This window comes from Planococcus sp. 1R117A (assembly GCF_051417975.1).
In the GTDB taxonomy this organism is placed as follows: domain Bacteria; phylum Bacillota; class Bacilli; order Bacillales_A; family Planococcaceae; genus Planococcus; species Planococcus shenhongbingii.
Window position 1 is genome coordinate 1100808 of the sequence record NZ_JBPRLO010000001.1, and the last position, 23473, is coordinate 1124280.

Sequence of the window (23473 nt, forward strand, 5' to 3'; positions counted from 1 at the left end):
CTTCCTCTATCCAAGCTTATTTCACCATCTTTTAATGGGTTCTGATTGCTTTGCTTAAAAATTGCTTCGTTCTCTCGACTTTAGGATCATTAAAAAGTTGTTCAGCTGTTCCTTCTTCAACAATGAGGCCATCTTCCATGAAAATGACGCGGTCTGAAATGTCACGTGCAAAATTCAGTTCATGGGTGACAATAAGCATCGTATTTCCTTCATTGGCTACCTTTTTGATCGTTGCCAAAACTTCATCAACCAGTTCTGGATCAAGTGAGGAAGTCGGTTCATCAAACAATAGGACTTCCGGATTGAGTGCAAGTGCACGAGCGATCCCAACCCGCTGCTGCTGCCCGCCTGACAGTTGTGCGGGATAGTGGCTTAACCTATTCGCTAAACCCACCCTTTCCAGAATTTCAATGCTTCTTTTCTTAGCTTCAACTTTATGTATTTTCTTGACACTGGTTAAACCGACCATCACATTTTGCAGCACGGTAAAATTCTTGAATAGATGGTATTGCTGAAAGACCATCCCTGTCAAATTTCTTAAAGAAACGATATCTGCTTTACTCGCTGTTTCAGCATCTACTCTTTTATCGTTGATTTCAACAATTCCGCCGCTAGGCTGCTCCAAAAAATTAATACACCGCAATAGTGTTGATTTACCTGAACCGCTTGGCCCTAAAATGGCAACCACTTCACCTTTGGCAACTGTAAGGTTTATCCCTTTCAGCACATGCTGGTTACCGTAATATTTATGGATATTTTCCAATTTGATCATGCAGCAATCCCTCTTTCATATCTGCGAGCCCGTTTCTCGATTTTCACGAGCAATCGCTCTACTGCTATACAAAGAATCCAGTAGACAATCGATACCGCGATATACACTTCAAAGAATGCTAACCCGCGGGAACCGAGAATTTTGGCTTGCCCCATAATGTCTATAACGCCAATAATGAAAACAAGAGAGGTATCTTTGATGGTGCTGATAAACATATTCCCAAGGTTAGGTATGGCTACTGTCAAAGCTTGCGGGAAGATGATTTTAAGCATCATCTGTGCAGGGCTCATGCCTATCGATTTAGCAGCTTCAAACTGCCCGCGATCAACCGATTCAATAGCAGAACGGATCGTTTCGGACAAGTATGCTCCCAAATTTACGGAAAACGCCAATAGCGCATAAACTTCGGGTGGAATGCTGTTGACGTCCGCCGATTGGAGCCAGCCGTATTCAATCTGCAAGTAATAAATAATTTTCGGTATGCCATAAAATACGAGATAGATCTGAACCAATAAAGGGGTCCCTCTGATAAACGATACGTAAATGGATGAAATCACCCTTAATACCGGGACCCGGTAAATTTTGATGAGGGCGGTGGCCACGCCAATAAACAAGCTTAAAATCAATGAACCTACCGCAATCCCTATGGTGATGGGCAGCCGCGAAATAATTGCAGGAAAGCTTTCTATTAAAAAATTGATATCCAGTAAATTCTCCATTGCCTCTTCCCCTCCACAAACCTATTCAGGGATGTACTCTCCGCCAGTCCATTTTTTCGACAGTTCAGCTAAAGTGCCATCTTGCTTGAGTTCTTCCAAAACAGGATCAATCAGTGCCTTCAATTCTTCGCCCTGCTCCCCATTTTTCAATACGATTCCCATATCATCATTAACCAAAGGCTGGCCGACAATTTCAACGTCCAAATCATTCTTCTCCAAGACTGCATCAATCATGATCGGGTCGTTTACATAAGCATCAAGCCGGCCGTTTTGCACATCCTGCAAAATTTCTGAAGGGTTGCCGCTTTCGCTGTACTTCAAATCAATCGCTTTTGCCGCTTTTTTGTTGTACTCCTCAAGCAACAACGTGTAAGAATCTCCAGCTAAAGCGCCGATTTTCTTGCCTTCTAAATCCTCAATGGTTTGAATATCTTTCCTTCCTTCTTTCACAGCAATAACGGTTTCCGCTGCAAAATAGGATTCATCGGTGAACAAATACTTTTCCTGGCGTTCCGGCGTTTTCGCGACTTGATCGGCGATGGCCTGAATTTTATTGGATTCCAGCGCCAGGAACATGCTGTCCCATGGAACAGCGGTGAATTCGAACGTGTAGCCGTCCAATTTCTCATCGACCGCTTTGACCACTTCTACATCGTATCCGGTCAGTTCGTTGTTCTCATCCGCAAAAGCAAAAGGCGGATAATCGTTTTGCGTTCCGACCAGAATCACTTGCTCGCCTGTAGCACTTGCTGCTTCTTTTGACGAACATCCGCTTAGAATGCCGCCTGCGCCTAGCAATAAAACCAGAGAAAGGGATATGTACTGTTTTCTTTTCATGTTAAAACTCCTTTGTTGGTAAAGAGAGTCGCAAAGTTCTTTCATACTCAAAGCTTTGCGCTGCTTGAATGAATGAGGCCAAAAAACACAAAAAACCTATTCCGATAGGAAATAGGTTTTAATCTAGATCTTATCTTTCAGAGCAAACGCTCTGCAGGAATTAGCACCTCTCATAAAAAATGATGGTTGCTGGACGTCATCGGGCCTGTCCCTCAGTCTCTCTTGATAAGTTATTTAATTTTTACATAATACAGATAGTATTTTACATTGCCCGTTCTGTCAAATACATTTTTCTCTATTTCGAATTTTTACCGCTTATTTTTTATGAAAACAGAAAGAATATGATCGAAATACACGAGCTCATTTTACTGGCCAGCGCTGCAGTTGCGGTTGAAATCTCTGCAAAGAGGGCTTCCTCTGCCCTACTTCAAAGTTTGAACAACCCATTTGACAATAATTCGAATCTTAAATACTATCTAATAATACTTCTTATGCCTTTTTACTAATTCACTTTATGCTGTCCTGACTTTCTGAACAATGGCCCAAATTTAAAGAAGAGCGGAGCGAACTGGCAATGACAAAAGAACCTGTATATGATGTAGCCATCGTAGGTGCGGGAACGATGGGAATGGCTGCTGGCGCCTTTTTGGCGAAACAGAATGCAAAGACCCTGCTAATTGATGCCTTCGACCCGCCGCACATTAAGGGAAGCCATCACGGGGACACTCGCTTGATCCGGCATGCTTATGGTGAAGGCAGACAATACGTGACGCTTGTGAAGCGTGCCCAGCGATTATGGGAGGAACTCGAACAGCAGACAGGCTACAAAATTTTTGAAAAAACCGGTGTTCTTGGACTTGGCCCGAAAGATTCGCCTTTTCTGCAAGAAACAATCGCGGCTGCTCAGAAATATGATCTCCCTTTGGAAATCTTAAACGGCCAGGAAATCCAAAGCAGGTGGCCTGGTTTTTCGGTGCCGGACCACTTTATTGGGTGCTTTGAAGCAGGATCGGGAATCATTTACAGCGAGGCGGCCATCCGGGCTTACAAGGAAACCGCTCTTAAAAACGGAGCGGACCTTGTCTCCAATACACCAGTGCGGGACATCGACATGAATGATGCAAATGGGATAAAAATTTCGACCGACCATACTGCCTTTTATGCAAAAAAAGTGATCATCACTGCCGGTGCCTGGGCCGCAAAGTTATTGCCGGAGTTAAGCCTTCCGATTCAGCCGACACGCAAAGCCGTCGGCTGGTTTGATGCCCCTTCCGATCTGTACAGCGATGCCCACTTTCCGGCCTTCTTTATCGAGGACGGGGATAAAAAAGCTTATGGTTTCCCTAATTTGAACGGCGCCGGCCTTAAAATCGGCAAATCTGATGGCGGACAGCTGATTGACCCGGACGTGCATACCCAGAACTTCGGACTGTATGAAAGTGATGAAGGCGACTTAAGGCATATGCTTCAAACCTATATGCCTCAAGCAAATGGCACATTGAATCAAGGAAAAACCTGTCTGTATACAAACTCGCGCGACCATGATTTTATCGTTGATTATCATCCAGACCATCCGCAAGTCATTTTTGCCTGCGGCTTTTCGGGGCATGGCTTTAAATTCGGCAGCGTAATGGGAGAAGTATTGAGCCAAATGGCGTTGGAAGGCCAAAGCACCTTTGATATTTCCATCTTCTCTCTCAAGCGATTCAATTAGTGAGTTTTCTTATAGCTAGTACTTAAGGATATAGACAGAAAAAAAAGCACCTCTTATGAGATGCTTTTTTTCCTGATTTAATTTGATGGACGAAGAGAGCCTAAAGAGAATTTGCAACTGTCTTCACCAGTAAACATTTTATTTCCCGGGAAATATACGATATTTTAAAGCCTAAAAACAGTGTATTTCAGCTGGTAAGGATTGCTCAAATCGCTACTCCAGCTGCTCTTCCTCAAGCAGTTTAAACCCTTCAATCATCGTGTCTTCTTCCACTTCGATCAAGATGCAGCGTTTGCCGTTATAATTGACGCCTTTGACGTATCGTAAGTCTTGCGGGCTGATTTTGATTTCCGCGACTTTTGTGTTGATTTTGATCGACTTGGACGCATAGCTTGGCACGACGTGGCTTGCTTTCATTTCGTAGTTTTTGTCTTCCACCACTTGCTGGAAGGCCCTTTCCACTTTTTCGCTACTTACATCTTTGACGCCGCTCGCCTTCAAGACACGTGTCACTTCTACCGTATCCAAAACTGGCGGCTCCTCATCTTCATTCTCAGCTTCTTTTTCCACTTCCAGCATGAGATTGATCTCATCATAGAGACCGGCAAGGGTTCTTGAATCTACTTCTTCTCCGATTACGGCTTTGACGATTTCCTCAAACACCGCTTTGTCTTCCTCGGCGGTCATGATTTCATTGCCGTTTAAGACGTTCTCGATAAACTGGAAATCTGGTTTGTTCGCTTTGCCCGAAGCATAAACGATGTGATGAATGTCCGCGGCATTGTCCGTGAAGCTCGGGAACAAAAATCCGCCAACTGGAGAAGCCAATTTAATGACGGGATCGACCAACACATTTGACTTGAATTCTTTTTCGACAAAGTCAAACACCAGTGAACTTTTCGGCAGTTCAGTCTGGTTCATGCTGCCGAGGATAAACGGCGTGGTATACACTTCATCCCGCATGTCGATTTCCGTTTCATCTGCCTGGCGCTTCGTCGTTTTGAAATACGTTCCGCGAATAAACGTGATGACCATATCTTTTTCATACGGTTTTTCTTCCACCATCTTCAAGGCAATGCGCTGCATATTCGCCTGCCATTCCGCCACATCCTCTGCCTCAAGCCCTTCATACAGGAGCCGCTGCGTATGCTCTGCCTGTTCCTCTTCCTGCGGCTGGAACTTCACTTCAAACAGCTTCACATCGAGTTTTCCGCCCAATACTTTCTTGAAATTGGCAAGAAACAGCTCTTGCTGTTCCCGGTCCAATAAAGAAAACGAGCGGCTTTCTTCGTGAAAAATTTCACTGCTTTCCTGCTGGATGTACACATTGTAAATGTCTGCGATCTTCAATAGATCGGTATCGAGCTTAAATCGTTTGCGGATATCTGCTATATCTTTATTGTTCATCTCAAATTCCAACTCCCTGGGTAGTAAAATCCGTGTTGTGTACAAAAAAAAGAGTGTTCAAAGCTATGGTTCAGCTTTTGACACTCTTATATTATAACAACAAATGAAATGAAGATGATGTCACAATCTGCTTACCGGCTTGTTTCATATGATCGGCGGTGCAATTGATGAACTTGTTCCGCCAGTTCAGGAACCGGTCCTTCCACTTCCGTATCCGTAATCACATCCGGAATGGCCAGATTCCGGACACGGGACGGTGCAGCGCCCATTTCACTTAACCAGCCGGCTAATTGCTCAGAAGAACTGGCGTACACGATTCTGCCCAGGCCGACCCATCCGTGAGCCGCTGCACACATCGGACAATGTTCACCGGAAGTATAGACCGTTGCCTTGCTTCTTTCTTCAGGAGCCAGATTATTTGCTGCCCACCTGGCAATCGAAAACTCGGGATGCTGCGTATGGTCACCGCCGGCCACATGATTATGGTCTTCAAAAAGCACTCCCCCAGCAGCTGACACCAGGACAGAGCCGAATGGTTCGTCTCCTTTTTCCAAAGCCGTTTCCGCGAGTTCCACACAGCGCCGCAGGTGTTTTAAATCGGTTTCGCTGATCATATTTCTGCCTCCTTTATCGCTAACTATCCGAAAGTCCGTTATTTTAGATTTGAGATAGCCTTTGCCTCTACTAATTTTGCATAGGAGCTCTTTGAGAGGAGGAGACTGTCTTTTACAAGATCAAAAAGTCTCATGAGCAAATTCCATTGAGACTTTTTGATATAATTACCTATTAATATTTATTCATTTCCATCATACACAGCTACTAAACGGCCTTGTACTTCTCCGGCTTTTAGCTTTTCAATGCCTTCAGGAATGTCTTCAAATTTAATCTTCGTTAATTTGGGACTCAGTTTGCCTGCCGCCATCAATTCATAAATTTCAGCAATATCCTGAGGCGTCCCTCCCACATTTGCTAATAATCTCTTAGCGCCTGTAATAAATGAAGCCGTATTAATGGTAGTTTCCAGTTTCCCCATGCCTACCAATACGACAGTTCCACCTCTTTTAACTACCTCTAATGCATCTGAAGTGGTATTACCAAATCCGGCGTAATCCACAATTAAGTCTAAGTCTTTGTCTGCTAAATCTTTAATATCGGTTACCACTTCCACTGCTCCGATTTCTTTAGCTAATTCACGCGCTTTCTCGCTCACATCTGCTGCATAGACATTTTTAAATCCTTTTGCAATAGCCGCTTGCAATGCAAATTGACCCAGTCCGCCAATACCAATTAAACCGACTTTCATATCAGGAGTTGCTTGCCCTATATTAAACAAGGCTGAATAGGAAGTCATTCCTGCGTCCGTCGCTGCAGCAGCCATTTCCATTGAAAGCCCATCAGGAACATGAACTAAATCTTCTGCTGGGGCATGAATTTTTGTTCCGAAACCACCATCGTAATGATATCCTGGATTCGTGCCGGATGGTCCGGTTGGACAGATAGCGACCCGATCTCCTACTTTAAAATCCGTGACGCCTTCCCCTACTTCAGAAATTATTCCCGCATTTTCATGGCCCATAATAACTGGCGGATGCATCAATGCCATCCAGCCCTCATCTTCCAGAGTCCCAACATCAGAATGGCATAAACCTACTGCCGCCGTATCAATCACTACACGTCCTGGAGCCGCTTTCGGAACTTCCTGTTCTACGAGCTTAAGTGGTTCATGCGTTTTAGTAAATTGCCAACCTTTCATGCTGTTTCCTCCTCTTAATAAATGTTTGTCAATCCAGCTTAAACATAACAAAGTTATAGATTTTATGCAGACTTTTCACCTTAGGGCCAAAAAATTGGCCCCGGCATTCTCCTGACGGAAAATTACCGGGGCTCTTATATTTCTCTCTTCTTAATACGCCAGTTTATGAATGACTTCCTCGTCGATTAGCCGGCCATCTGCTCTAAATTCCAGCTTTTCATGCAACTGTCTAGCCACTCTGTTTTTCGGCTCAATGCTCGAAAAAGCTTCAATCAGACTACTTTCAAACCATATCCAAAGCGATTTCAACCATCTGCGTAAATGAAGTTTGTCTTTCCTCTTGTGTGGTTTGTTCATGAGTAATCATATGGTCACTTACTGTTAAAATGGTTAATGCGTTAACTCCGGCACTGGCAGCATTCATGTATAGACTTGTCGTTTCCATTTCTTCCGCCAATATGCCCATCTTCGCCCACTTTTCTGTTGCCGTTTCATCCGCATTATAGAAGACATCACTTGATAGTACATTCCCTATATGAACCTTATAATTCTTTTCGTCAGCTGCTTTCTTAGCTTTCTCCAATAGTTCGAAAGACGCTGTAATCGGAAATTGGCCTGGAAGATTCCATTGATGCGCATAATTCGAATTTGTCGCTGCGCCCATAGCAAAGATCAGATCGTATAATTTAATATCCTCTTGCATCGCTCCACATGAACCGATACGAATTAAATTTTTAACCCCAAAAACATTAATCAATTCCCACGAATAGATGGCCATGCTTGGCGCCCCCATGCCGGTACCCATAACAGAAACTTTCTTCCCTTTATATTCACCTGTATACCCCAGCATTCCTCTGACCTCATTAAAAAGAACAGGATTGTCTAAAAAGGTTTCCGCTATAAACCTGGCACGATAAGGATCTCCTGGCAAAAGGATCGTTTCGGCTATTTCTACTCCGTTTGGCTTAATATGCGGTGTTTCTTTTAATTCATTATTGTTCATTTTATTCTCTCCTTAAAGTTTTATAGTCTTACCATACACGGTTCACTATCTTTTGGAAATTCTACGTTAGTTTAATTTTTCTGGAGCTGGCTTCTATAGTAAGTCCTATTAAAATAGCCTGTGTCACTTACAGCGTATATTCTCCAAAACGATCAATCTACTTTAGTAAAGAGGTTAGTAGCTGATGCATTAGTATAAATGCTGAACAGAAAAGTATTTAGTTTCGATTATACGGACGTTAATTATTTCAACTTGATTGAGTAAATTCCTTACCCTATCTTACGAATAAGTTACACGCTTACTTTTCGTAAGTCATATTACTTGCAAACTTGCTTAAATAATTTAATATAAACAAGGGAGTTTGATACCCTTAGGAGGATTTTATTATGACATTCGAAGCAAAAGATCACCGAACACCTGAACACAAAATTGCAGACTTATTTTTAAATCGTTGGTCTCCACGTTCTTACGCTGACAAACCAGTAGCGGACGACGTATTGAATAGACTATTCGAAGCAGCTCGTTGGGCACCTTCTTCAGGCAACAACCAACCTTGGCGCTTCATCGTTGCTAAAACAGAAGCTGACCTTGAAAAATTCTATCCAATCTTGATGGAAGGAAACTTGGCATGGGCTAAAAACGCACCAGTATTAGCAATATTAGTTTCTGATAACACAAAAGGTTCAAATGAATTTGATGCCGGCACAGCTTGGGGATTCCTGTCATTACAAGCAGCTAAAGAAGGCTTAATCACTCACCCAATGAGCGGTATTTACAAAGATGTGGCGAAGGAAGCATTAAATATTCCTGAAAACTTCGATGTACAATTAGCAATCGCAATCGGTTACAAAGGTGAAAAAGAACTGCTTTCTCCCGAATTACAAGAACGCGAAACACCATCAGGTCGCCGCTCATTAGATGAAATTTTATTTGAAGGTTCTTTTAAATAATCTCTTAAACAAGCCGTTCAGTTATTAAACTGAACGGCTTGTTTTATAAATCTCATTTACTTATGGTACGGTTCACCATAACGTTGGAATAGGGTAAAACATTAACCTTAGTCAAAAGGCAGTGTGGATGTAGAATGTAGCTATCTACGAACATACTGTCTTCAATTTATTGATATCTATGGGTTTGTTATTTCAAACTGTTTAGCGCAAGGGTACCGATACAATCAGCGGTGAGTGTAATTCTTATTAGAGTTCTTACTAAGTTATTACCTGCTTCACTATCCGCATTAATCTTCAGTAGACGAAGATTAGTTTCATCTTCATTTTCTAGGGTTGCAATCATCTCTTTAGTTATTCTATAAAATCTGGGTGTTGTTCTAAACATATACTTATTTACGTAATTCTACTAGTAAAAGGTTTAGATTCTATAGGACAAGATCCCTATCCCTATTCATCTGTGAAGTCATTATTGTCTACAAATCTAATGACATGACAAAATGGTAAGAATAACTTTCTTCTGATATAAAAGGTTGGGAAGTAACCGTTAAGCGAACAAAACATGAACGGCTCACACATAATGAAGAGAGAAGTGGGGGTCGAATCCTTCATATAAGATAACGCCCATGTCCTCTTAAGTAGTGAGTACCTAGATTTCCTATGGTGATACGAATGTTATATACTGATTAAACATACTTTATGACTTTACTATGATGTTCGGAGGAGATCTCATGATGTTCGAAAACAAAGTAGTGATTGTTAATGGTGGAACGGATGGAATTGGTAAGGAAGTGGTTCGTTTCTTTTGTAAAGAAGGGGCTACCGTTCATTTTACTGGAAGAGATCGTAACAAAGGCTCTCAGGTAGAGAATGAATGCAACGGGAAGGCTCATTTTTACCAAGTCCATAACGAAAACGTGGAAGAAATCGAAAGCTTTTTTAAAGCACTTGAAAATGATGGACATAATGTTGATATTCTATTTAACAATGCTGGTATTCTGTCTACAGGAATGGGGCCATTGTCTCGAGTAAAGCTAGATGACTGGAATCATTTAATTGCTGTCAATCAAACGGCTATCTTCGCCTACATGAAATATTCATTAGTCGTGATGAGTAAGCAACGAAATGGAGTCATTATTAATAATGCAGCCATCCTTGGAAACGATAAGGTTAATCCTATGCTACCAGCTTATAGCGGGACAAAAGCAGCAGTTGTCGCGATGACTCAAAGCACGGCACTGCGCTTTGCTAACCTAGGAATCCGCGTAAATTGCATATCTCCCGGCCCTACAGAAACCGACCTAGCCATTAATGCATATGGCGGAATAGAGAATTATGAAAAACAATCAAAGGGACACCCTAGAGGAAGTTACGGGAAACCAAGTGAGATTGCAGAAGTCGTTCTATTCTTAGCTTCAGACAAAGCATCCTATATAAACGGTGCAGAAATAGTCGTAGATGGCGGCTACTCATTAAAATAAGTGGATTTAGGGGACAGGGACTTTGTTTTAAGACAAAGTCCCTGTCCCCTTGTCATGCTACTATGATTGGCCTTGACTTTAGGATAGCGTCTATATATGGGTCTAGCATATTTTCTATATAAGCTGGATGGTCTCTTCTCAGGAACAAAAGAACCAATCGGAAAATCGCCTTAAACCGTTAAATTCTGAAATAACGGAAGCTGATACTTCACCTGTTGATTATGATTCTATACAACGATTATTAGGTGATTTTCAAGGTTCTCTCTCACTAGTTGAACCTGAAAAACAGAAGGTACTGCTCCGATTCATCATTAAAGATATCCGTATAAGCTTAGAAGCACCACGTGGTATTGGCCGTCATATTACAAGGATCAACCTTTTCTTTGATTTCACAATGGAGTCTATGGAAGATTGCTTTGAATTACTGAAAAAGATATATCACGACCTCGGACAGCAGCTAAGTATTTGGTCAATAAGCTCTATTTCAGCTAATAAATACAAAAGGGACCTGCTAGAGTCCCTTAATGGTTTTCCTTTATTTATGATAAGGCTCACCCTTCATGATCCGAAACGCCCGGTACACCTGCTCCACCAAAATCAGCTTCATCAGCTGATGAGGAAACGTCATTTTGGAGAACGACAATTTCTCATCCGCCCGCTTCAATACCTCATCATGGAGGCCAAGCGACCCGCCGATGACAAAGACGATTTTGCTGCGGCCGTAAGTCATCAATGATTCGATGTCTTTCGCAAGCTGTTCGGAAGTTTTCATCTTCCCGTCAATTGCCAGGGCGATAACGTAAGCATCCGGAGAAACTTTTGCCAGGATCCGGTCGGCTTCTTTCTTCTTCACAATCTCCATATCCGCATCGCTTAATTGTTCCGGCGCTTTCTCATCCGCCACTTCAATTTCATTGATTTTTGCGTAGCTTCCAAGCCGCTTCGTGTACTCTTCTATCCCCGATTTCAAATATTTCTCTTTTAGTTTCCCAACACTGATAATTGAGATATTCACAACTTATCCCCCTTTACACAATATTTACAAACAAGTTACCCACAGATGTTATGCACATATCCACAGACCTTTCTACATCTTGTGCCCGCTCATTCGTTCGCCACAAGATACATCGCAGCTTCTTCACAGTAATCGCATTTTGTGGATAACTTTTCTTGTTCTGATAATTCAGTAAGAATAGGATAGCTTTTCGTCTCGGCCACAAACATGTCAAGTCCATGCTCCACATGGGTTTTACAGCATTTTATCTTCATTTTTTCCGCCCCTTTCGATTTCCGAATATTCCACACAGTTATGCACAATTTATTCACCTTTATCCACAACCTATTTTAACAGAAGTGAAACGTTCCGAATAGCGAAGCTTCTGGAGACCTGTGGATAGTTAGTAACTTCAATAAATTCAAAAAGTTATCCACATGTCATTTTTCTGCTTTCCCGAACAATAGCTGTTATTTGTTAAGTCTAACTTCATAAATATTACAATAGTGTTACACAAGAAATTCCTTATTTTCCGCTTGAATTTCATGGCTTCTAAAGAAGTGATTGATACCCTTTTTAGGAAGCCATCAATAGAACCTTCCTTCTTTAATTCCAAATAACTTTTAAAAGAAAGAGCGGATAGCGGCAACTCCAGCGGGAATAGAGGGCCAAGCGAGACCCCGGAGGACGTAAGTCCGAGGAGGCTTGCGGTCCTCTCGCGGAAAGCGTCCGCTAGGAGCGATTTCTTTAGCTACAATCCCATTCAATAAAAAACCACAAAACGCCTATAAGCGTCTTGTGGTCTCTGCTGTTCTTCTTAAACTTCCGGAGGCGGCGCTCCCATAGCTGCCCAATCCTCTTTCGCCGGCCCGTATAACCCCGGTACCTTCAATCCTGCCTGGCGCATCAGCACCGTCATCTGGCCGCGATGATGAATCTGGTGTGTAAACAATACCTTCAGAATCGTTTCAACGCTCCACATCTCCCCGTACATATCATGTTCTTCTTTCAGGGTTTCATCCGTCCAGTTTTCCTTCATCGCCGTCACCATCGATTGATTCGAAAAACGGTAAGCTTCTGCAATTTCTTCAGCTGTATCCGGAGCAGGCGTGCCGAATTTAGCTGCTGAAAATGCCAGCCCTGTATGGCTCATCATCTCATCTAACGTCGTCACCAGATGCCAGCCCAATCGGCCAAGCGTCCGGAAACCGTCCGCTACTTGCTGCTGGAGCGATTCATCTGTCAAAGCATCGAGTATTTTCTGGGTCGATTCCGCTTCATGCTGCCATTCCTTCAAAAAATCTTCTAAATCAATGAACATACTATCCCTCCTGTCTTTCATTGCATTTACCTAATTCGTGAAAAGAGCCGTTTTTCCTGCACAAAAAAACAGATCCGGAAGCTTTCGCCTCGGGTCTGCTCTCAAAATTAGGTCTGTTATATTTCATTCTTGGTATTAATCATTTAACTGATTGTAGTGAAAGGCGGCGAGGGCAAACATTGTGCTCCTGCATCGCTGCGCTAGCTTCGTCGCAAACGAATCATGCAAAAGTACTTTTGCACAATTCGCTTCCTGCGGGAAAAGCGTGTCCAGGTGAGACCCTGCAGGAGCTTGCGACGAGGAGGCTCACGGACCGCCCGCGGAAAGCGTCCGCCTGAAACGGAAATCAACACACTTATTTAACTATACTTAAAATTTACAACGCTGAGTTATCAACAAGCTCTAACTCAAAATCCATCAATTTACCATTGCGATAGGCTTTGACAGCTAAAGTATCGCCGATTTTTTTCTCGTTGTATAAATGCTGGCGCAATTCAATAATGTCGCCAACTGGCTCGCCGTCCATCTCAACAATGACGTCAAACTGCTGCATGCCCGCTTTTGCTGCTGCTGAGCCCTCTACAACCGAGTTGACGACAACTCCTTCCCTAACATCATCTGGAAGGTTCAACGTCTCCTGGCGCTGCGCCTGTGGCACTTGAATGAGGTCGAGCAATGTAATACCCATCGCCGGGCGGATCATCTCGCCATTTTGTTCAATCGACTTAAGGACCGGCAACGCTGAATTGATTGGAATCGCAAAACCGATTCCTTCTACTGCATCCGTCGCGATTTTCATGGAGTTGATGCCGATCAGCTGTCCGGCCAAATTCACAAGTGCACCGCCGCTGTTTCCTGGGTTGATGGCGGCATCCGTCTGAAGAACTTCAGCTTGCCAGTCGGGCTGGCCATTGCCATCCAAATCCACTGGTACAGCACGGTCTGTCCCCGATACGACTCCCGTTGTTACAGAACCCGAAAAATCAAGGCCAAGCGGGTTTCCGATGGCAATCACCGTTTCCCCTCGTTTTAAGGCATCTGAATCTCCGATTTCCGCCACATCCGGCACTTTGGAACTGTCCATTTCAAGTACAGCAAGGTCGGTCCAAATATCGCTGCCGACAAGCGTCGCTTCCGCTTTTGAACCGTCCGCAAGCGTCAATTCGATGCCATTGGCTCCATCAATGACATGGTGGTTCGTCACAACGTACGCTGTCCCGCCTTCATTTTTGTAAATGACGCCGGAGCCGGTCCCAACAGCTTGTTCCTGTCCGGGAGCCTGTGACCAGAAATCATTTGTCTCTTGCAGGTTCGTCACCCCGACCACTGCATCTGCCACACTTTCAACGGCTTGGGTTACATCCGTCGTGATGTCCACCGAAGCGGTGGCTGACTGGCGGTCCGTTTCCACAACTTCCGTGCCTGTTGCTGCATCATTCCCAGGAGTCAGCCCTGGAATGGAATAAAACAGCAGCCAAACTAAAAGAGCCCCAATGGCCACTCCAGCTAAGCCTGCTAAAAAAGTGCCTGCACGGTTCGGCTTTCGCCGGCCATCCGGCGCCTGATTGTTATAATAGCCCATTTTGCCTTTCATCCTCTCTTCTCTTTTCCTATACTCTTATATAGCCTTAGTTTAAGAATACGAAACAGACAATTCAAGTGGAAATCCGGCGGTAATAAAGCCATGAAAATAAGCCGGAAGCATTGCCGCTCCCGGCTTTTCATCAATTAAACGATCACCAATTCAGTTGGGACATTGGCGTCAGTGTCCAATAAATCGACATATTCTCCGACAATGATCCCTTTGGTTTGCAGCGTTTGTTCAACGCTCATACGCGCCAGGTCTTTCATGTTATTGTCTTTGCTGAGATGCGACAGGTAAATGCGTGTCGGCTTTTCCGCCATGACTTCACTCATTGCCACTGCCGCATCTTCATTTGAAACGTGCCCGACATCGCTCAGGATCCGCCGTTTAACCGACCAAGGATAACGGCCCATCTGCAGCATGCCGACGTCATGGTTGCTTTCAAACACATAAGCATCAGCTGCTTGGATAACACCTTTCATCCGGTCGCTGACATAGCCCGTATCGGTGATGAGCGCAAGCTTTCGGCCGTTCTCATGGAACACATAGAACATGGGGTCGGCTGCGTCATGGGATACCGCAAAAGATTCAATATTAAGCGATCCAAATGCTTTTACGGTATCCATGTCAAAATGGAAGCGCTGCTCCACTGGTATGGCACCGACAAGTCCGTCCATAGCCAGCCAGGTTTTCGCATTGGCATAGACTGGTACTTTGTGTTTCCGCGCTACAATCCCCAGGCCTTTGATATGGTCACTATGCTCATGCGTCACCAGAATGCCGTCCAGGTCACCCATTTTTTTGCCAATGGATGCAAACAATTCTTCCATTTTGCGGCCGCTGAGGCCTGCATCGACTAAAAATGAATGCTGATCGTTTTCTATATAAATAGCATTGCCGCTTGAGCCGCTTGCTAATACACTAAACCGCATACTAAAATCTCCTTATTGTGTAACTTCTGTTTGTTCTTTAATTTCAATGATGTCTCCTTTTACCGCATTTACAAAAAATTCTTCTGTTTTCCCGTCTTCGAATGTCGCTTTAATGTGCCAAGTCGGAAGGAACATCTGGGTGTTTTCCGAGACGGTCACATATTCGGAATAACCGAGCTCCGCGGAATCGACATTCGTGTTGGATGGAAGCAGTCTTTTTTGGTAAAGGTTGTGAATCGCTTGAATAGGAGAAATCAAAGCTTTCTGCTGTTCGCCCTCGACGACATTCTCATAGATGGTCTGTTCATATTGCGTAACTTCTCCGTTTTCATTCCAGTAGACGGTCAAACTCCCGTTATCGCTGTAGAACAAAGGCTTGCCATTGATTTTCTGGGTGAATACAGCTTTTCTGTCTTGCTCTGAAATTTCCCACAGGGCATACTGCTCTCCTTCGTAGATGGTTTCTTCTACAAATTCCTGAAGTGTTTCTGAGCTTGCTTTGCCATTCAATGGGATGGGCTCCGTAAAAGTGGCTGACAAAAATCTATCATTTCTATTGTTCTTTTTTAAGTCTACACCCGGAACATCGGTTGCGACAAATGTTTTCATCGTTCCGGTGACATAAGGCAAAGCTTCTACTTCTTTCGGCAAATCGGAATAAGTGATGGATTCAGCTTCCAGCTTTTCCTCATTGGAAGACTCAGAAAGGAAATCTACACTTTCCGCTTCTTTGTAGCGGTCTAAATACAAGGAATATAAAAAAACATTCAGTATGGCAAAGACGATGATGAAAATGGATTTGGTTTTATTCCAATCCAACTTGTCCACCTCCCAGCTGTTCTTCCGATAAGCGGATCCAGGTTTCGTCGGCTTTAAAGTACCAGGCTGGCTGTAAGTTCAATAGCCGTTCCGGATCTTTTTCATCCCGTGTCAGTTCGTAGCCATGAACAATGTCCGTAATTTTGGTTAAATCCTGCTCTTTCAGGTGGGTAATGGCGTGTAGCACAGCCGCCCCTGAAGGCAAAGTCATGGTTCCAGTCTCTCCCCATGATTCGAGGACATAATACGGGCGTCTATAGCGGAATACCTGCTCCGTCTCTTCGTCAATTCCCCATACCAGTTCCAGATTGGTAGAGAAAGTCGAGCTGAATACCGGCAAGCTGTCCAGGTAAAGACGGTAATCGATTTTCTGATTGAGCGGTTCCATTCCAAAATAACGGTAATCATTGGTCCAGCCGCTATGGCCATTGATAAAATCAACCGTTTTAAATATCAATTCAGACGGTATGGCTGGATCCTGTGTTTCCGCTTTCGGCTGAACATAACTGATGCTTTTCTTGTTTCTGTCAACACTCATCAAGGCATCTGATTCATCGCTGTATTCCTCATTCATCAAATCGCCGGTCGACTCCACACTGCCCGGATCTTCAAACAGCCCATCAACGAATTTCTGGCTGTCAATGTCTTCCTGCAGGTATCTATAAGTCGCTACCTCGAGCGGATTTTCCGGTACATATATCGGCAAAGTCCCAATTTTTTCATCTGTGATATAAGTGTCGTAGTTAAACGCCGGTTCTACAATCTGTGATTGAAATTGCTCTAATTCAGTAGCCGAGACGCTAGCCTGATGGACACGCCCGGATTTTGTATTAATAAAATAAAGAGTTAAATCTGTATTTTCCGCTTTGTCCCATTCAATTACCAGCCGGTCAAACGAAGCTTCCGGGATACTGTCATCCACAATCTCCATCATGCTGTCGAATACCGGGAATGGCACTTGGCCCGGATAATACAGAACGGCACGGTTAGGGTCATGCATATACGATTTCAAATTTTTTGCCGGTGCTTCTTTGTCAATCTCCACGATGCCATGGATTTGCCATTGCTTCATCGCATCCAACAGCAAATCGACTTGCTCTTGTTTCGTCGTGCCGGTGACCACATCGCTGAAATGATACAGCGCTTTGCTTGGCTGCACCACTTGGTCCACCGTTTTCGTTTCCCCGAGGGCTACTTCAATAGCCGGCGTCGTTTCAATTCGTTCAAAACTCGGAGTAAATGTCCAAATGACAAAAGTTAGAACAAGACTGAGAACAATCAGCAAAAACAAGGCAATTGATTTGATGTGCTCAATGTATTTCATTCCCATTCACCTCCGTCGTCTTCTTCAAACGGCAGTGTGAAGAAAATGGTGGTCCCTTTGCCGTATTGGCTTTCAGCCCAGATATGGCCGCCATGTGCATTGATCATTTCTTTTGAAATGGCCAGTCCAAGGCCGGTGCCTCCCATCGCCCGCGAACGTGCACGGTCGACCCGGTAAAAACGGTCGAAAATCTTATCGACGTTTTCTTTTGGAATCCCCATGCCCTGGTCAATAATGCGGATGAGAATAAAGCCGTCTTCAACGGTCATGGCAAATTGGATTTTGCCGCCTTCCGGAGAATACTTGAGCGCATTGGAAATGATATTATCGATTACTTGCGTCAATTTATCCGGATCGATTTCCACAAAATACTGCTCTTTCGGCAGCTCCCGTTCGAAATAGACATTTTGGGACTTCGACATCTCAAAGCGGTCGATGATCCGGTTGAAAAACACATTGAATTCGATCATTTCCTTATTTATTTCGGTTTCGCTTGAATCCATCTTCGATAATTTCAGCAAGTCATTGACCAGCCGGATCATGCGTTCCGTTTCGGTTTGTGTAACATTCAAAAACGTCGGCGCGAGCTCCTGGTCCTGCCAAGCTCCATCTGCAAGCGCTTCTAGATAACTTCTCATTGTCGTTAACGGCGTCCGCAATTCATGCGACACGTTAGCCACGAATTCCCGGCGTTCCATATCGATTTTTTCCTGTTCGGTATTGTCGTGCAAAACAGCGATGACGCCATTGACAAACCCGGTTTCTTTTTGGATCACGGAAAAGCTTACCCGAAGAAGCGCGCTTTCTTCATACGTGCTTAAATCAAGCGTGATGGCCTCTTTTAGATGGATCAGGTCTTCAAAAGTATATTCCGTATCCAATCCTAAAACCGATGTAATGGGCCGGTTTATAACCGTTTCACGTGAAACATTTAAAAGCCGGAGTCCGGGGTCGTTGATCAGGATAACGCGCCCTCTTCTATCAGTCGACAGCACCCCGTCTGTCATATTGGCAAGGACTGACGCCAACTTCCGGCGTTCGCTTTCCGTAGACTGCTGGGATTCCTGCAAACGGTTTGTCAGGTTGTTAAAGGATTTCGCCAGCTGGCCGATCTCATCGTCTCCATAGACGCGGACCTTCCGTGAAAAATTCCCTCTCGCCATGGCCTGAGCCTGCCGCCGCATATCGGAAATCGGTTTGGAAATCGTCTGTGCCACCAACACTCCTAACACTGCGGTTACCGCCAAAGCGATGGCCGTACCAACTGCAAGGATCGAATTGATGTCATCCATCTGGTCGTATACATTTTCGATATCCGCTTCCATATACAAGGTGCCAAGCACTTCGCCGCCTTCTGCCATAATCGGCTGCGTCCGGACCCATACGCGATTTTTCTGCGAATTGACTTTGGTCCTGTCTTCGACCGTTTCTCCTACCATTGACTGCATCACCAATTCATCGGTCGACCGCTGGCCAACAAGCGACTGGTTGTCGACTGCCGAAGAAGCTAAAATCCGATGGCGGGAGTCGATCACACGAATTTCATCAATGTCTTCGGATTTAAACCCGTAAAGGACCGATCGCAGGCTTTGCTCAAGTGTCAAATCCTCGTCGGTCCGCGTCTTTATCATTTCTTCCCTGACACTAAATTCCACGATGTTCATGCGCTCTGTAATCGAATCTTTAAAGTTATCGATGAGCGTCTCTTCCAGCTGTTGAGCAAAATAAAGGCCGATGATCTGCATCGCCAGCAATATCAACAAAATATAAATCAATACAAACTTCACATGAATTGATTTAAAGAAGCTTACTTTTTGCATTCGACCTACTCCTGTTCAGGATTCCGCAAGTAATACCCTACACCTCTGCGGGTTACAATCCATGCCGGGTGGCTCGGATTGTCTTCGATTTTTTCACGGAGGCGGCGGATCGTTACATCGACTGTCCGCACATCCCCGAAATAATCATAGCCCCACACTGTTTGAAGCAAATGTTCACGGGTCATCACTTGTCCGATGTGTTTGCCAAGATAATGGAGCAATTCAAACTCGCGGTGAGTCAATTCAATGGTTTCATCGCGCTTTTGCACCAAATAAGCGTCCGGTTGGATCGTCAATGAACCTACTTGGATATCATTTGAATTTGGCCCTTCTTCTTCAAGCGGCACCACGTTCTGGCGGCGCAAATTCGCTTTCACGCGGGCAATCAGTTCACGCGTGGAAAATGGTTTCGTCACGTAATCATCTGCTCCAAGCTCCAAGCCTAGTACTTTATCGATTTCTGAGTCTTTTGCCGTCAGCATGATAATCGGAAAATCAAATTTCTTGCGGATTTCACGGCATACTTCCATGCCATCACGGTTCGGCAGCATAATATCAAGAAGCATTAAATCAGGCTGGATTTCTTCAGCGATTTTGATGGCATCGTCTCCATCATAGGCACATACGACATTAAAGCCTTCTTTCTTTAAATTAAATTGCAGAATATCTGCAATCGGTTTTTCATCGTCCACAACCAAAATTGTTTTACTCATTGTTTTTTCCCCCTTATTATTCCATCGTTTTTTGGTGGAATTCCCTCCGAAATACATTCTTATCTACCATTACTTTATCACTGTTTTGAAGGTTTCGCACCTCTCACTTCCTGTGCATTATTTCCCGGGAAATAATCAGTGGATAATCGAAAAAGACCGGCCTATAGTAGAGGCCGATCTTTTGGGCATTTAATTTATATATTTCAAGGGGTCTTGTGTTACACCATTTAAAGATACTTCAAAATGCAGATGGACGCCAGTAGAACGACCTGTATTGCCCATATCGCCCAGTTTCGTTCCTTGAGGAACCACTTCCCCCACTTTTACATCAATAGAAGAAAGATGGGCATAGATGGTTTCATAGCCATTCTGATGATCTACGATGACCCGGTTCCCGAAAGTGCCCGCGGCTCCGGCTGCTTTGACAATGCCATGGTCTGCGGACTTAATGGCAGGGCCGCTTGGGTGTGCAATGTCGATGCCATTATGCAGCCTGCCCCAGCGTTGGCCCCTTTTGCTGGTAATCCGGCCGCCTTCTGCCGGCCACATAAATGTTCCAGCACCGACTGACGGAGGCTCCATCGTGCCGTTCAGCACGATGTGGTCAATCGGCTGCAGCGTCGCTTGTTCGTTCAAGACGGTATGCGAGACCTGCTCGCCGTTCACGGTTTCAACTTCCGCTGTGACATGCTTTCTGCCATTTTTTCCTTGCTGCTTGAGTTTGCTTTGCCCCTTCAATAAAGTCGGATCATCCGTTTGCAGCGACTTATGGGGAATCAAAGCAATCTGCTTTTGTTGTTTTTTGACTTGCACCGTCACCAACGGACCGGCTTCGGAGACATTCAGCTGTGTGCCCGGAGCCATTTTTCCCAGATCAATGCCTGGATTCAAGGCTGTCAGCTCTTCCAGCTCCATACCGAAAATAGCGGCTAGCTCTTCTGCTTTGTCACCTTCATGAACTGTGTAAGAACGTTCGCCTGTAAGCAGATATTTTGCAGCTTGTTCAGGCTGCATAACAAGCGATGGTTTTGTTTGATTTGCGGCTCCCGACAAGTTTTCCGCAATCGTCAGGCTAAGGATGTTCGCCTGCCCCGGCTGCAGTTCCGGCAATGCCTCATTGATGCCTTTTCGCTGCTCCCAGGCGGCTAGCTCTTCGGGGGTTGCGTATGCCAGTTTCACTTGGCGGATCATCTCGTCATAAGCAGCCTGATCTTTCACTTGCACTGTTTCACGGCCATTGATTGATAAAGCGAATGCAGAAGCTTTAATTTCCACTTCTGCCGCCGCTTGCGCCATCGCTTCCTCTTCGTGAGGAAGATTCCGTTCAAATACTTGTTCTTCCACCATGCTGAAGTCTTTGTCCACTTCCAGTTTCAAGTCGGCAAACTGCGGCTGAAGCTGGCTGATTTTTTCGTCTACCATAGCTTCCACGGCCTGCTGGTCAGAGACCGTGCTGACATACTGCCCTTCATTATATAGATGATAAATCGGCTGAAGATTGCGGTCATCCTCCGATGTGGCAAATACAGGGGTAAAGCTGAGTCCTGTCAGCAGCAGCGCCGATGCAGCACCTGCTTTTAAAAAAGCCAGGCCTGCCCCTGGCTGTTGAATGTTTTTCATAATTTCATCTGTAACTCCTTTTATTCCTATGTAAAGCTCTGCAGCTTTCGTCTGTTTGAATGAATCTTTCTCACTCTAGCACAATCCCCTTTCAAATTTAGCCGGTTTTAGCGTCTGTAATCCAACTGACTCATTCTTGCCAAATCCTTCTATAAAGCTGAGAACAGCATGCAAATATCATTGGTTTTTACATGCTGAAAGTAATAACTGCTATTTTTGAAAAACGAAATAATCGGTCATTTTCATCACAGAAGCGTAATAATTGTCATAAAACTTCTAATAAAAGCGATAAAGATGTGTCATTTTTGTTAAAAAAGTAGAAAAACAACAGAAAAAGAGCCGAAACCAACTCGTTTCAGCTCTTTGCATTCAATTATTCAGTTTCTTTTTATCGCCAAACGCTTGTGACGATATTCGTCTGGTTGCGGTCAGGACCGACAGAGAAGATGGAAATCTGTACACCTGTCAGCTGTGCAATGCGCTCTAGGTAATGGCGCGCGTTTTCAGGAAGTTCATCCAATGATTTGCAGCCTGTTACGTCTTCTGACCAGCCTGGAAGCTCTTCATATACCGGCTCACATTCAGCTAGCATACGCAGGTTTGCTGGGTATTCTGTGATCAGTTCACCATTGTGGCGGTAAGCCGTACAGATTTTCACTGTCTCAAGGCCGCTCAATACGTCAATCGAGTTGACTGTCAAATCTGTCAGACCGCTGACGCGTCTTGCATGGCGGACAACGACACTGTCGAACCAGCCGATTCGGCGTGGGCGTCCTGTAGTCGTACCGTATTCCTTGCCGACTTCACGAATCTGGTTGCCCACTTCATCAAATAACTCAGTTGGGAACGGGCCGTCTCCAACACGTGACGTGTAAGCTTTGCAGACACCGATTACGTGCTGGATTGTTGTCGGGCCGACTCCGGCACCGATTGTCACTCCGCCTGCTACCGGGTTGGATGAGGTTACAAAAGGATATGTACCTTGGTCGATATCCAGCATAACGCCTTGTGCACCTTCAAAAAGAACACGGCGACCGTGGTCGATGGCGTCGTTCAATACTTTAGATGTATCCGTTACATACTTTGCGATTTCCTGTCCGTATGCAAAGTATTCTTCCATGATTTCTTCAACAGTAAAGCCGTCTGTTTCATAAAACTTCTCGAACATCCGGTTTTTCTCATTTAAATTCATGCGAAGTTTTTCTTCGAACACGACATGGTCTAGAAGATCGGCCATGCGAATGCCGACACGTGCTGCTTTGTCCATATAAGCAGGCCCGATGCCTTTGCCAGTTGTTCCGATTTTGTTTGCTCCGCGTCTTGCTTCTTCCACTTCATCCTGCTTGATGTGGTATGGCAGAATAACATGCGCCCGGTTGGATATACGCAAGTTCTCTGTAGTGACTCCTCGTGCATGCAGCGCTTTAAGTTCTGTTACAAGCGCTTTCGGATCGACAACCATGCCGTTTCCGATTACTGAAATCTTGTCTTTATAGAAAATCCCTGACGGAATCAAATGCAGTTTATACGTTTCGCCGCCAAAAATGATAGTATGGCCGGCATTGTTTCCGCCTTGGTAACGCGCAATTACTTCTGCGTGTTCTGATAGAAAATCCGTGATTTTCCCTTTTCCTTCGTCTCCCCATTGCGTTCCTACTACTACGACTGATGTCATCGTCCGCACCTCCGTTAGGCTTATGCCCTATCTCAAA

21 protein-coding genes and 1 riboswitch are annotated in these 23473 nt (G+C 44.5%); of the genes, 3 read left to right on the forward strand and 18 right to left on the reverse strand.

Annotated features, from left to right (window positions below; genetic code table 11):
- Positions 1–31 precede the first annotated feature (31 nt).
- Genes ACSFXN_RS05185 through ACSFXN_RS05195 form a run of 3 tightly spaced genes read right to left on the reverse strand, consistent with a single transcriptional unit; the run spans position 32 to position 2328 of the window.
- Complete coding sequence (locus ACSFXN_RS05185) at positions 32–772, reverse strand: amino acid ABC transporter ATP-binding protein (protein WP_437149107.1); 741 nt, start codon at positions 770–772, stop codon at positions 32–34.
- Positions 769–1491 carry an amino acid ABC transporter permease gene (locus tag ACSFXN_RS05190; RefSeq protein ID WP_437149108.1) on the reverse strand — a complete coding sequence of 241 codons (723 nt, stop codon included), beginning with the start codon at positions 1489–1491 and terminating at the stop codon, positions 769–771. The genes ACSFXN_RS05185 and ACSFXN_RS05190 overlap by 4 nt, the downstream gene beginning before the upstream one ends.
- 21 nt (positions 1492–1512) lie before the next feature.
- Positions 1513–2328, reverse strand: a complete 816-nt coding sequence (locus ACSFXN_RS05195; RefSeq protein ID WP_437149109.1) for a transporter substrate-binding domain-containing protein — start codon at positions 2326–2328, stop codon at positions 1513–1515.
- Between the two features lie 127 nt (positions 2329–2455).
- Positions 2456–2560, reverse strand: a riboswitch (SAM riboswitch).
- A gap of 342 nt (positions 2561–2902) precedes the next feature.
- Here ACSFXN_RS05195 and solA point away from each other — a divergent pair.
- A complete protein-coding gene (solA, locus tag ACSFXN_RS05200) occupies positions 2903–4042 on the forward strand; it encodes an N-methyl-L-tryptophan oxidase (protein ID WP_437149110.1) in 1140 nt (379 codons plus the stop codon).
- Positions 4043–4255: 213 nt separating this feature from the next.
- Here the strand turns inward: solA and ACSFXN_RS05205 are convergent, their stop codons facing one another.
- The 4 genes from ACSFXN_RS05205 to deoD form a co-directional block, all read right to left on the reverse strand.
- A complete protein-coding gene (locus ACSFXN_RS05205) occupies positions 4256–5449 on the reverse strand; it encodes a DUF4317 domain-containing protein (RefSeq protein ID WP_437149111.1) in 1194 nt (397 codons plus the stop codon).
- A 131-nt stretch (positions 5450–5580) separates the two neighbouring features.
- Entirely contained in the window at positions 5581–6063 is a 483-nt protein-coding gene (locus ACSFXN_RS05210) for a nucleoside deaminase (protein WP_437149112.1), read from the reverse strand.
- Between the two features lie 179 nt (positions 6064–6242).
- Positions 6243–7202 carry a zinc-binding dehydrogenase gene (locus ACSFXN_RS05215; protein ID WP_437149113.1) on the reverse strand — a complete coding sequence of 320 codons (960 nt, stop codon included), beginning with the start codon at positions 7200–7202 and terminating at the stop codon, positions 6243–6245.
- 283 nt (positions 7203–7485) lie between these two features.
- Positions 7486–8205: a purine-nucleoside phosphorylase gene (deoD, locus tag ACSFXN_RS05220; RefSeq protein ID WP_437149114.1), complete on the reverse strand. Its 720-nt coding sequence runs from the start codon at positions 8203–8205 to the stop codon at positions 7486–7488.
- 386 nt (positions 8206–8591) lie between these two features.
- Here deoD and ACSFXN_RS05225 point away from each other — a divergent pair, with 386 nt between their 5' ends.
- Both ACSFXN_RS05225 and ACSFXN_RS05230 read left to right on the forward strand, forming a co-directional pair.
- Positions 8592–9155: a nitroreductase family protein gene (locus tag ACSFXN_RS05225; RefSeq protein ID WP_437149115.1), complete on the forward strand. Its 564-nt coding sequence runs from the start codon at positions 8592–8594 to the stop codon at positions 9153–9155.
- A 731-nt stretch (positions 9156–9886) separates the two neighbouring features.
- Positions 9887–10633 (forward strand): SDR family NAD(P)-dependent oxidoreductase, encoded by a 747-nt coding sequence (locus ACSFXN_RS05230; protein ID WP_437149116.1) that lies wholly within the window; start codon positions 9887–9889, stop codon positions 10631–10633.
- Between the two features lie 535 nt (positions 10634–11168).
- Here the strand turns inward: ACSFXN_RS05230 and rlmH are convergent.
- The 11 genes from rlmH to ACSFXN_RS05285 form a co-directional block, all read right to left on the reverse strand.
- A complete protein-coding gene (rlmH, locus tag ACSFXN_RS05235; RefSeq protein ID WP_437149117.1) occupies positions 11169–11648 on the reverse strand; it encodes a 23S rRNA (pseudouridine(1915)-N(3))-methyltransferase RlmH in 480 nt (159 codons plus the stop codon).
- An 89-nt stretch (positions 11649–11737) separates the two neighbouring features.
- Positions 11738–11902, reverse strand: coding sequence for a CxxH/CxxC protein (locus ACSFXN_RS05240; protein WP_300990832.1), 165 nt, complete (start codon positions 11900–11902; stop codon positions 11738–11740).
- A 542-nt stretch (positions 11903–12444) separates the two neighbouring features.
- Positions 12445–12948, reverse strand: coding sequence for a DinB family protein (locus ACSFXN_RS05245; RefSeq protein ID WP_437149118.1), 504 nt, complete (start codon positions 12946–12948; stop codon positions 12445–12447).
- Between the two features lie 376 nt (positions 12949–13324).
- On the reverse strand, positions 13325–14530 hold the full coding sequence (locus ACSFXN_RS05250; RefSeq protein ID WP_437149167.1) for a S1C family serine protease: 1206 nt from the start codon (positions 14528–14530) through the stop codon (positions 13325–13327).
- Between the two features lie 146 nt (positions 14531–14676).
- Positions 14677–15465: an MBL fold metallo-hydrolase gene (locus tag ACSFXN_RS05255; RefSeq protein ID WP_301856017.1), complete on the reverse strand. Its 789-nt coding sequence runs from the start codon at positions 15463–15465 to the stop codon at positions 14677–14679.
- Positions 15466–15477: 12 nt separating this feature from the next.
- Positions 15478–16284 carry a two-component system regulatory protein YycI gene (locus ACSFXN_RS05260; protein ID WP_437149119.1) on the reverse strand — a complete coding sequence of 269 codons (807 nt, stop codon included), beginning with the start codon at positions 16282–16284 and terminating at the stop codon, positions 15478–15480.
- The gene (locus tag ACSFXN_RS05265; protein ID WP_437149120.1) at positions 16271–17608 is read right to left on the reverse strand and encodes a YycH family regulatory protein; all 1338 of its coding nucleotides are present in this window, start codon (positions 17606–17608) and stop codon (positions 16271–16273) included. Before ACSFXN_RS05265 ends, ACSFXN_RS05260 begins: the two co-directional genes overlap by 14 nt.
- Positions 17605–19428, reverse strand: coding sequence for a cell wall metabolism sensor histidine kinase WalK (gene walK, locus ACSFXN_RS05270; RefSeq protein ID WP_437149121.1), 1824 nt, complete (start codon positions 19426–19428; stop codon positions 17605–17607). The genes ACSFXN_RS05265 and walK overlap by 4 nt, the downstream gene beginning before the upstream one ends.
- 5 nt (positions 19429–19433) lie before the next feature.
- Positions 19434–20141, reverse strand: a complete 708-nt coding sequence (gene yycF, locus ACSFXN_RS05275; RefSeq protein ID WP_300990838.1) for a response regulator YycF — start codon at positions 20139–20141, stop codon at positions 19434–19436.
- Between the two features lie 189 nt (positions 20142–20330).
- Positions 20331–21761 (reverse strand): peptidoglycan DD-metalloendopeptidase family protein, encoded by a 1431-nt coding sequence (locus ACSFXN_RS05280; protein ID WP_437149122.1) that lies wholly within the window; start codon positions 21759–21761, stop codon positions 20331–20333.
- A gap of 388 nt (positions 21762–22149) precedes the next feature.
- Positions 22150–23436 carry an adenylosuccinate synthase gene (locus tag ACSFXN_RS05285; RefSeq protein ID WP_300990840.1) on the reverse strand — a complete coding sequence of 429 codons (1287 nt, stop codon included), beginning with the start codon at positions 23434–23436 and terminating at the stop codon, positions 22150–22152.
- Between the last annotated feature and the right edge of the window lie 37 nt (positions 23437–23473).

What these genes read in the sequence shown, in the direction of transcription:
- yycF (WP_300990838.1), bottom strand. Translation starts at nt 20,141, where the DNA reads ATGAGTAAAACAATTTTGGTTGTGGACGATGAAAAACCGATTGCAGAT.
- deoD (WP_437149114.1), bottom strand. Translation starts at nt 8,205, where the DNA reads ATGAACAATAATGAATTAAAAGAAACACCGCATATTAAGCCAAACGGA.
- ACSFXN_RS05205 (WP_437149111.1), bottom strand. Translation starts at nt 5,449, where the DNA reads ATGAACAATAAAGATATAGCAGATATCCGCAAACGATTTAAGCTCGAT.
- ACSFXN_RS05265 (WP_437149120.1), bottom strand. Translation starts at nt 17,608, where the DNA reads ATGAAATACATTGAGCACATCAAATCAATTGCCTTGTTTTTGCTGATT.
- ACSFXN_RS05285 (WP_300990840.1), bottom strand. Translation starts at nt 23,436, where the DNA reads ATGACATCAGTCGTAGTAGTAGGAACGCAATGGGGAGACGAAGGAAAA.
- ACSFXN_RS05255 (WP_301856017.1), bottom strand. Translation starts at nt 15,465, where the DNA reads ATGCGGTTTAGTGTATTAGCAAGCGGCTCAAGCGGCAATGCTATTTAT.
- ACSFXN_RS05245 (WP_437149118.1), bottom strand. Translation starts at nt 12,948, where the DNA reads ATGTTCATTGATTTAGAAGATTTTTTGAAGGAATGGCAGCATGAAGCG.
- ACSFXN_RS05225 (WP_437149115.1), top strand. Translation starts at nt 8,592, where the DNA reads ATGACATTCGAAGCAAAAGATCACCGAACACCTGAACACAAAATTGCA.
- ACSFXN_RS05230 (WP_437149116.1), top strand. Translation starts at nt 9,887, where the DNA reads ATGTTCGAAAACAAAGTAGTGATTGTTAATGGTGGAACGGATGGAATT.
- ACSFXN_RS05250 (WP_437149167.1), bottom strand. Translation starts at nt 14,530, where the DNA reads ATGGGCTATTATAACAATCAGGCGCCGGATGGCCGGCGAAAGCCGAAC.
- ACSFXN_RS05240 (WP_300990832.1), bottom strand. Translation starts at nt 11,902, where the DNA reads ATGAAGATAAAATGCTGTAAAACCCATGTGGAGCATGGACTTGACATG.
- ACSFXN_RS05190 (WP_437149108.1), bottom strand. Translation starts at nt 1,491, where the DNA reads ATGGAGAATTTACTGGATATCAATTTTTTAATAGAAAGCTTTCCTGCA.
- solA (WP_437149110.1), top strand. Translation starts at nt 2,903, where the DNA reads ATGACAAAAGAACCTGTATATGATGTAGCCATCGTAGGTGCGGGAACG.
- ACSFXN_RS05280 (WP_437149122.1), bottom strand. Translation starts at nt 21,761, where the DNA reads ATGAAAAACATTCAACAGCCAGGGGCAGGCCTGGCTTTTTTAAAAGCA.
- ACSFXN_RS05185 (WP_437149107.1), bottom strand. Translation starts at nt 772, where the DNA reads ATGATCAAATTGGAAAATATCCATAAATATTACGGTAACCAGCATGTG.
- ACSFXN_RS05210 (WP_437149112.1), bottom strand. Translation starts at nt 6,063, where the DNA reads ATGATCAGCGAAACCGATTTAAAACACCTGCGGCGCTGTGTGGAACTC.
- ACSFXN_RS05215 (WP_437149113.1), bottom strand. Translation starts at nt 7,202, where the DNA reads ATGAAAGGTTGGCAATTTACTAAAACGCATGAACCACTTAAGCTCGTA.
- ACSFXN_RS05195 (WP_437149109.1), bottom strand. Translation starts at nt 2,328, where the DNA reads ATGAAAAGAAAACAGTACATATCCCTTTCTCTGGTTTTATTGCTAGGC.
- walK (WP_437149121.1), bottom strand. Translation starts at nt 19,428, where the DNA reads ATGCAAAAAGTAAGCTTCTTTAAATCAATTCATGTGAAGTTTGTATTG.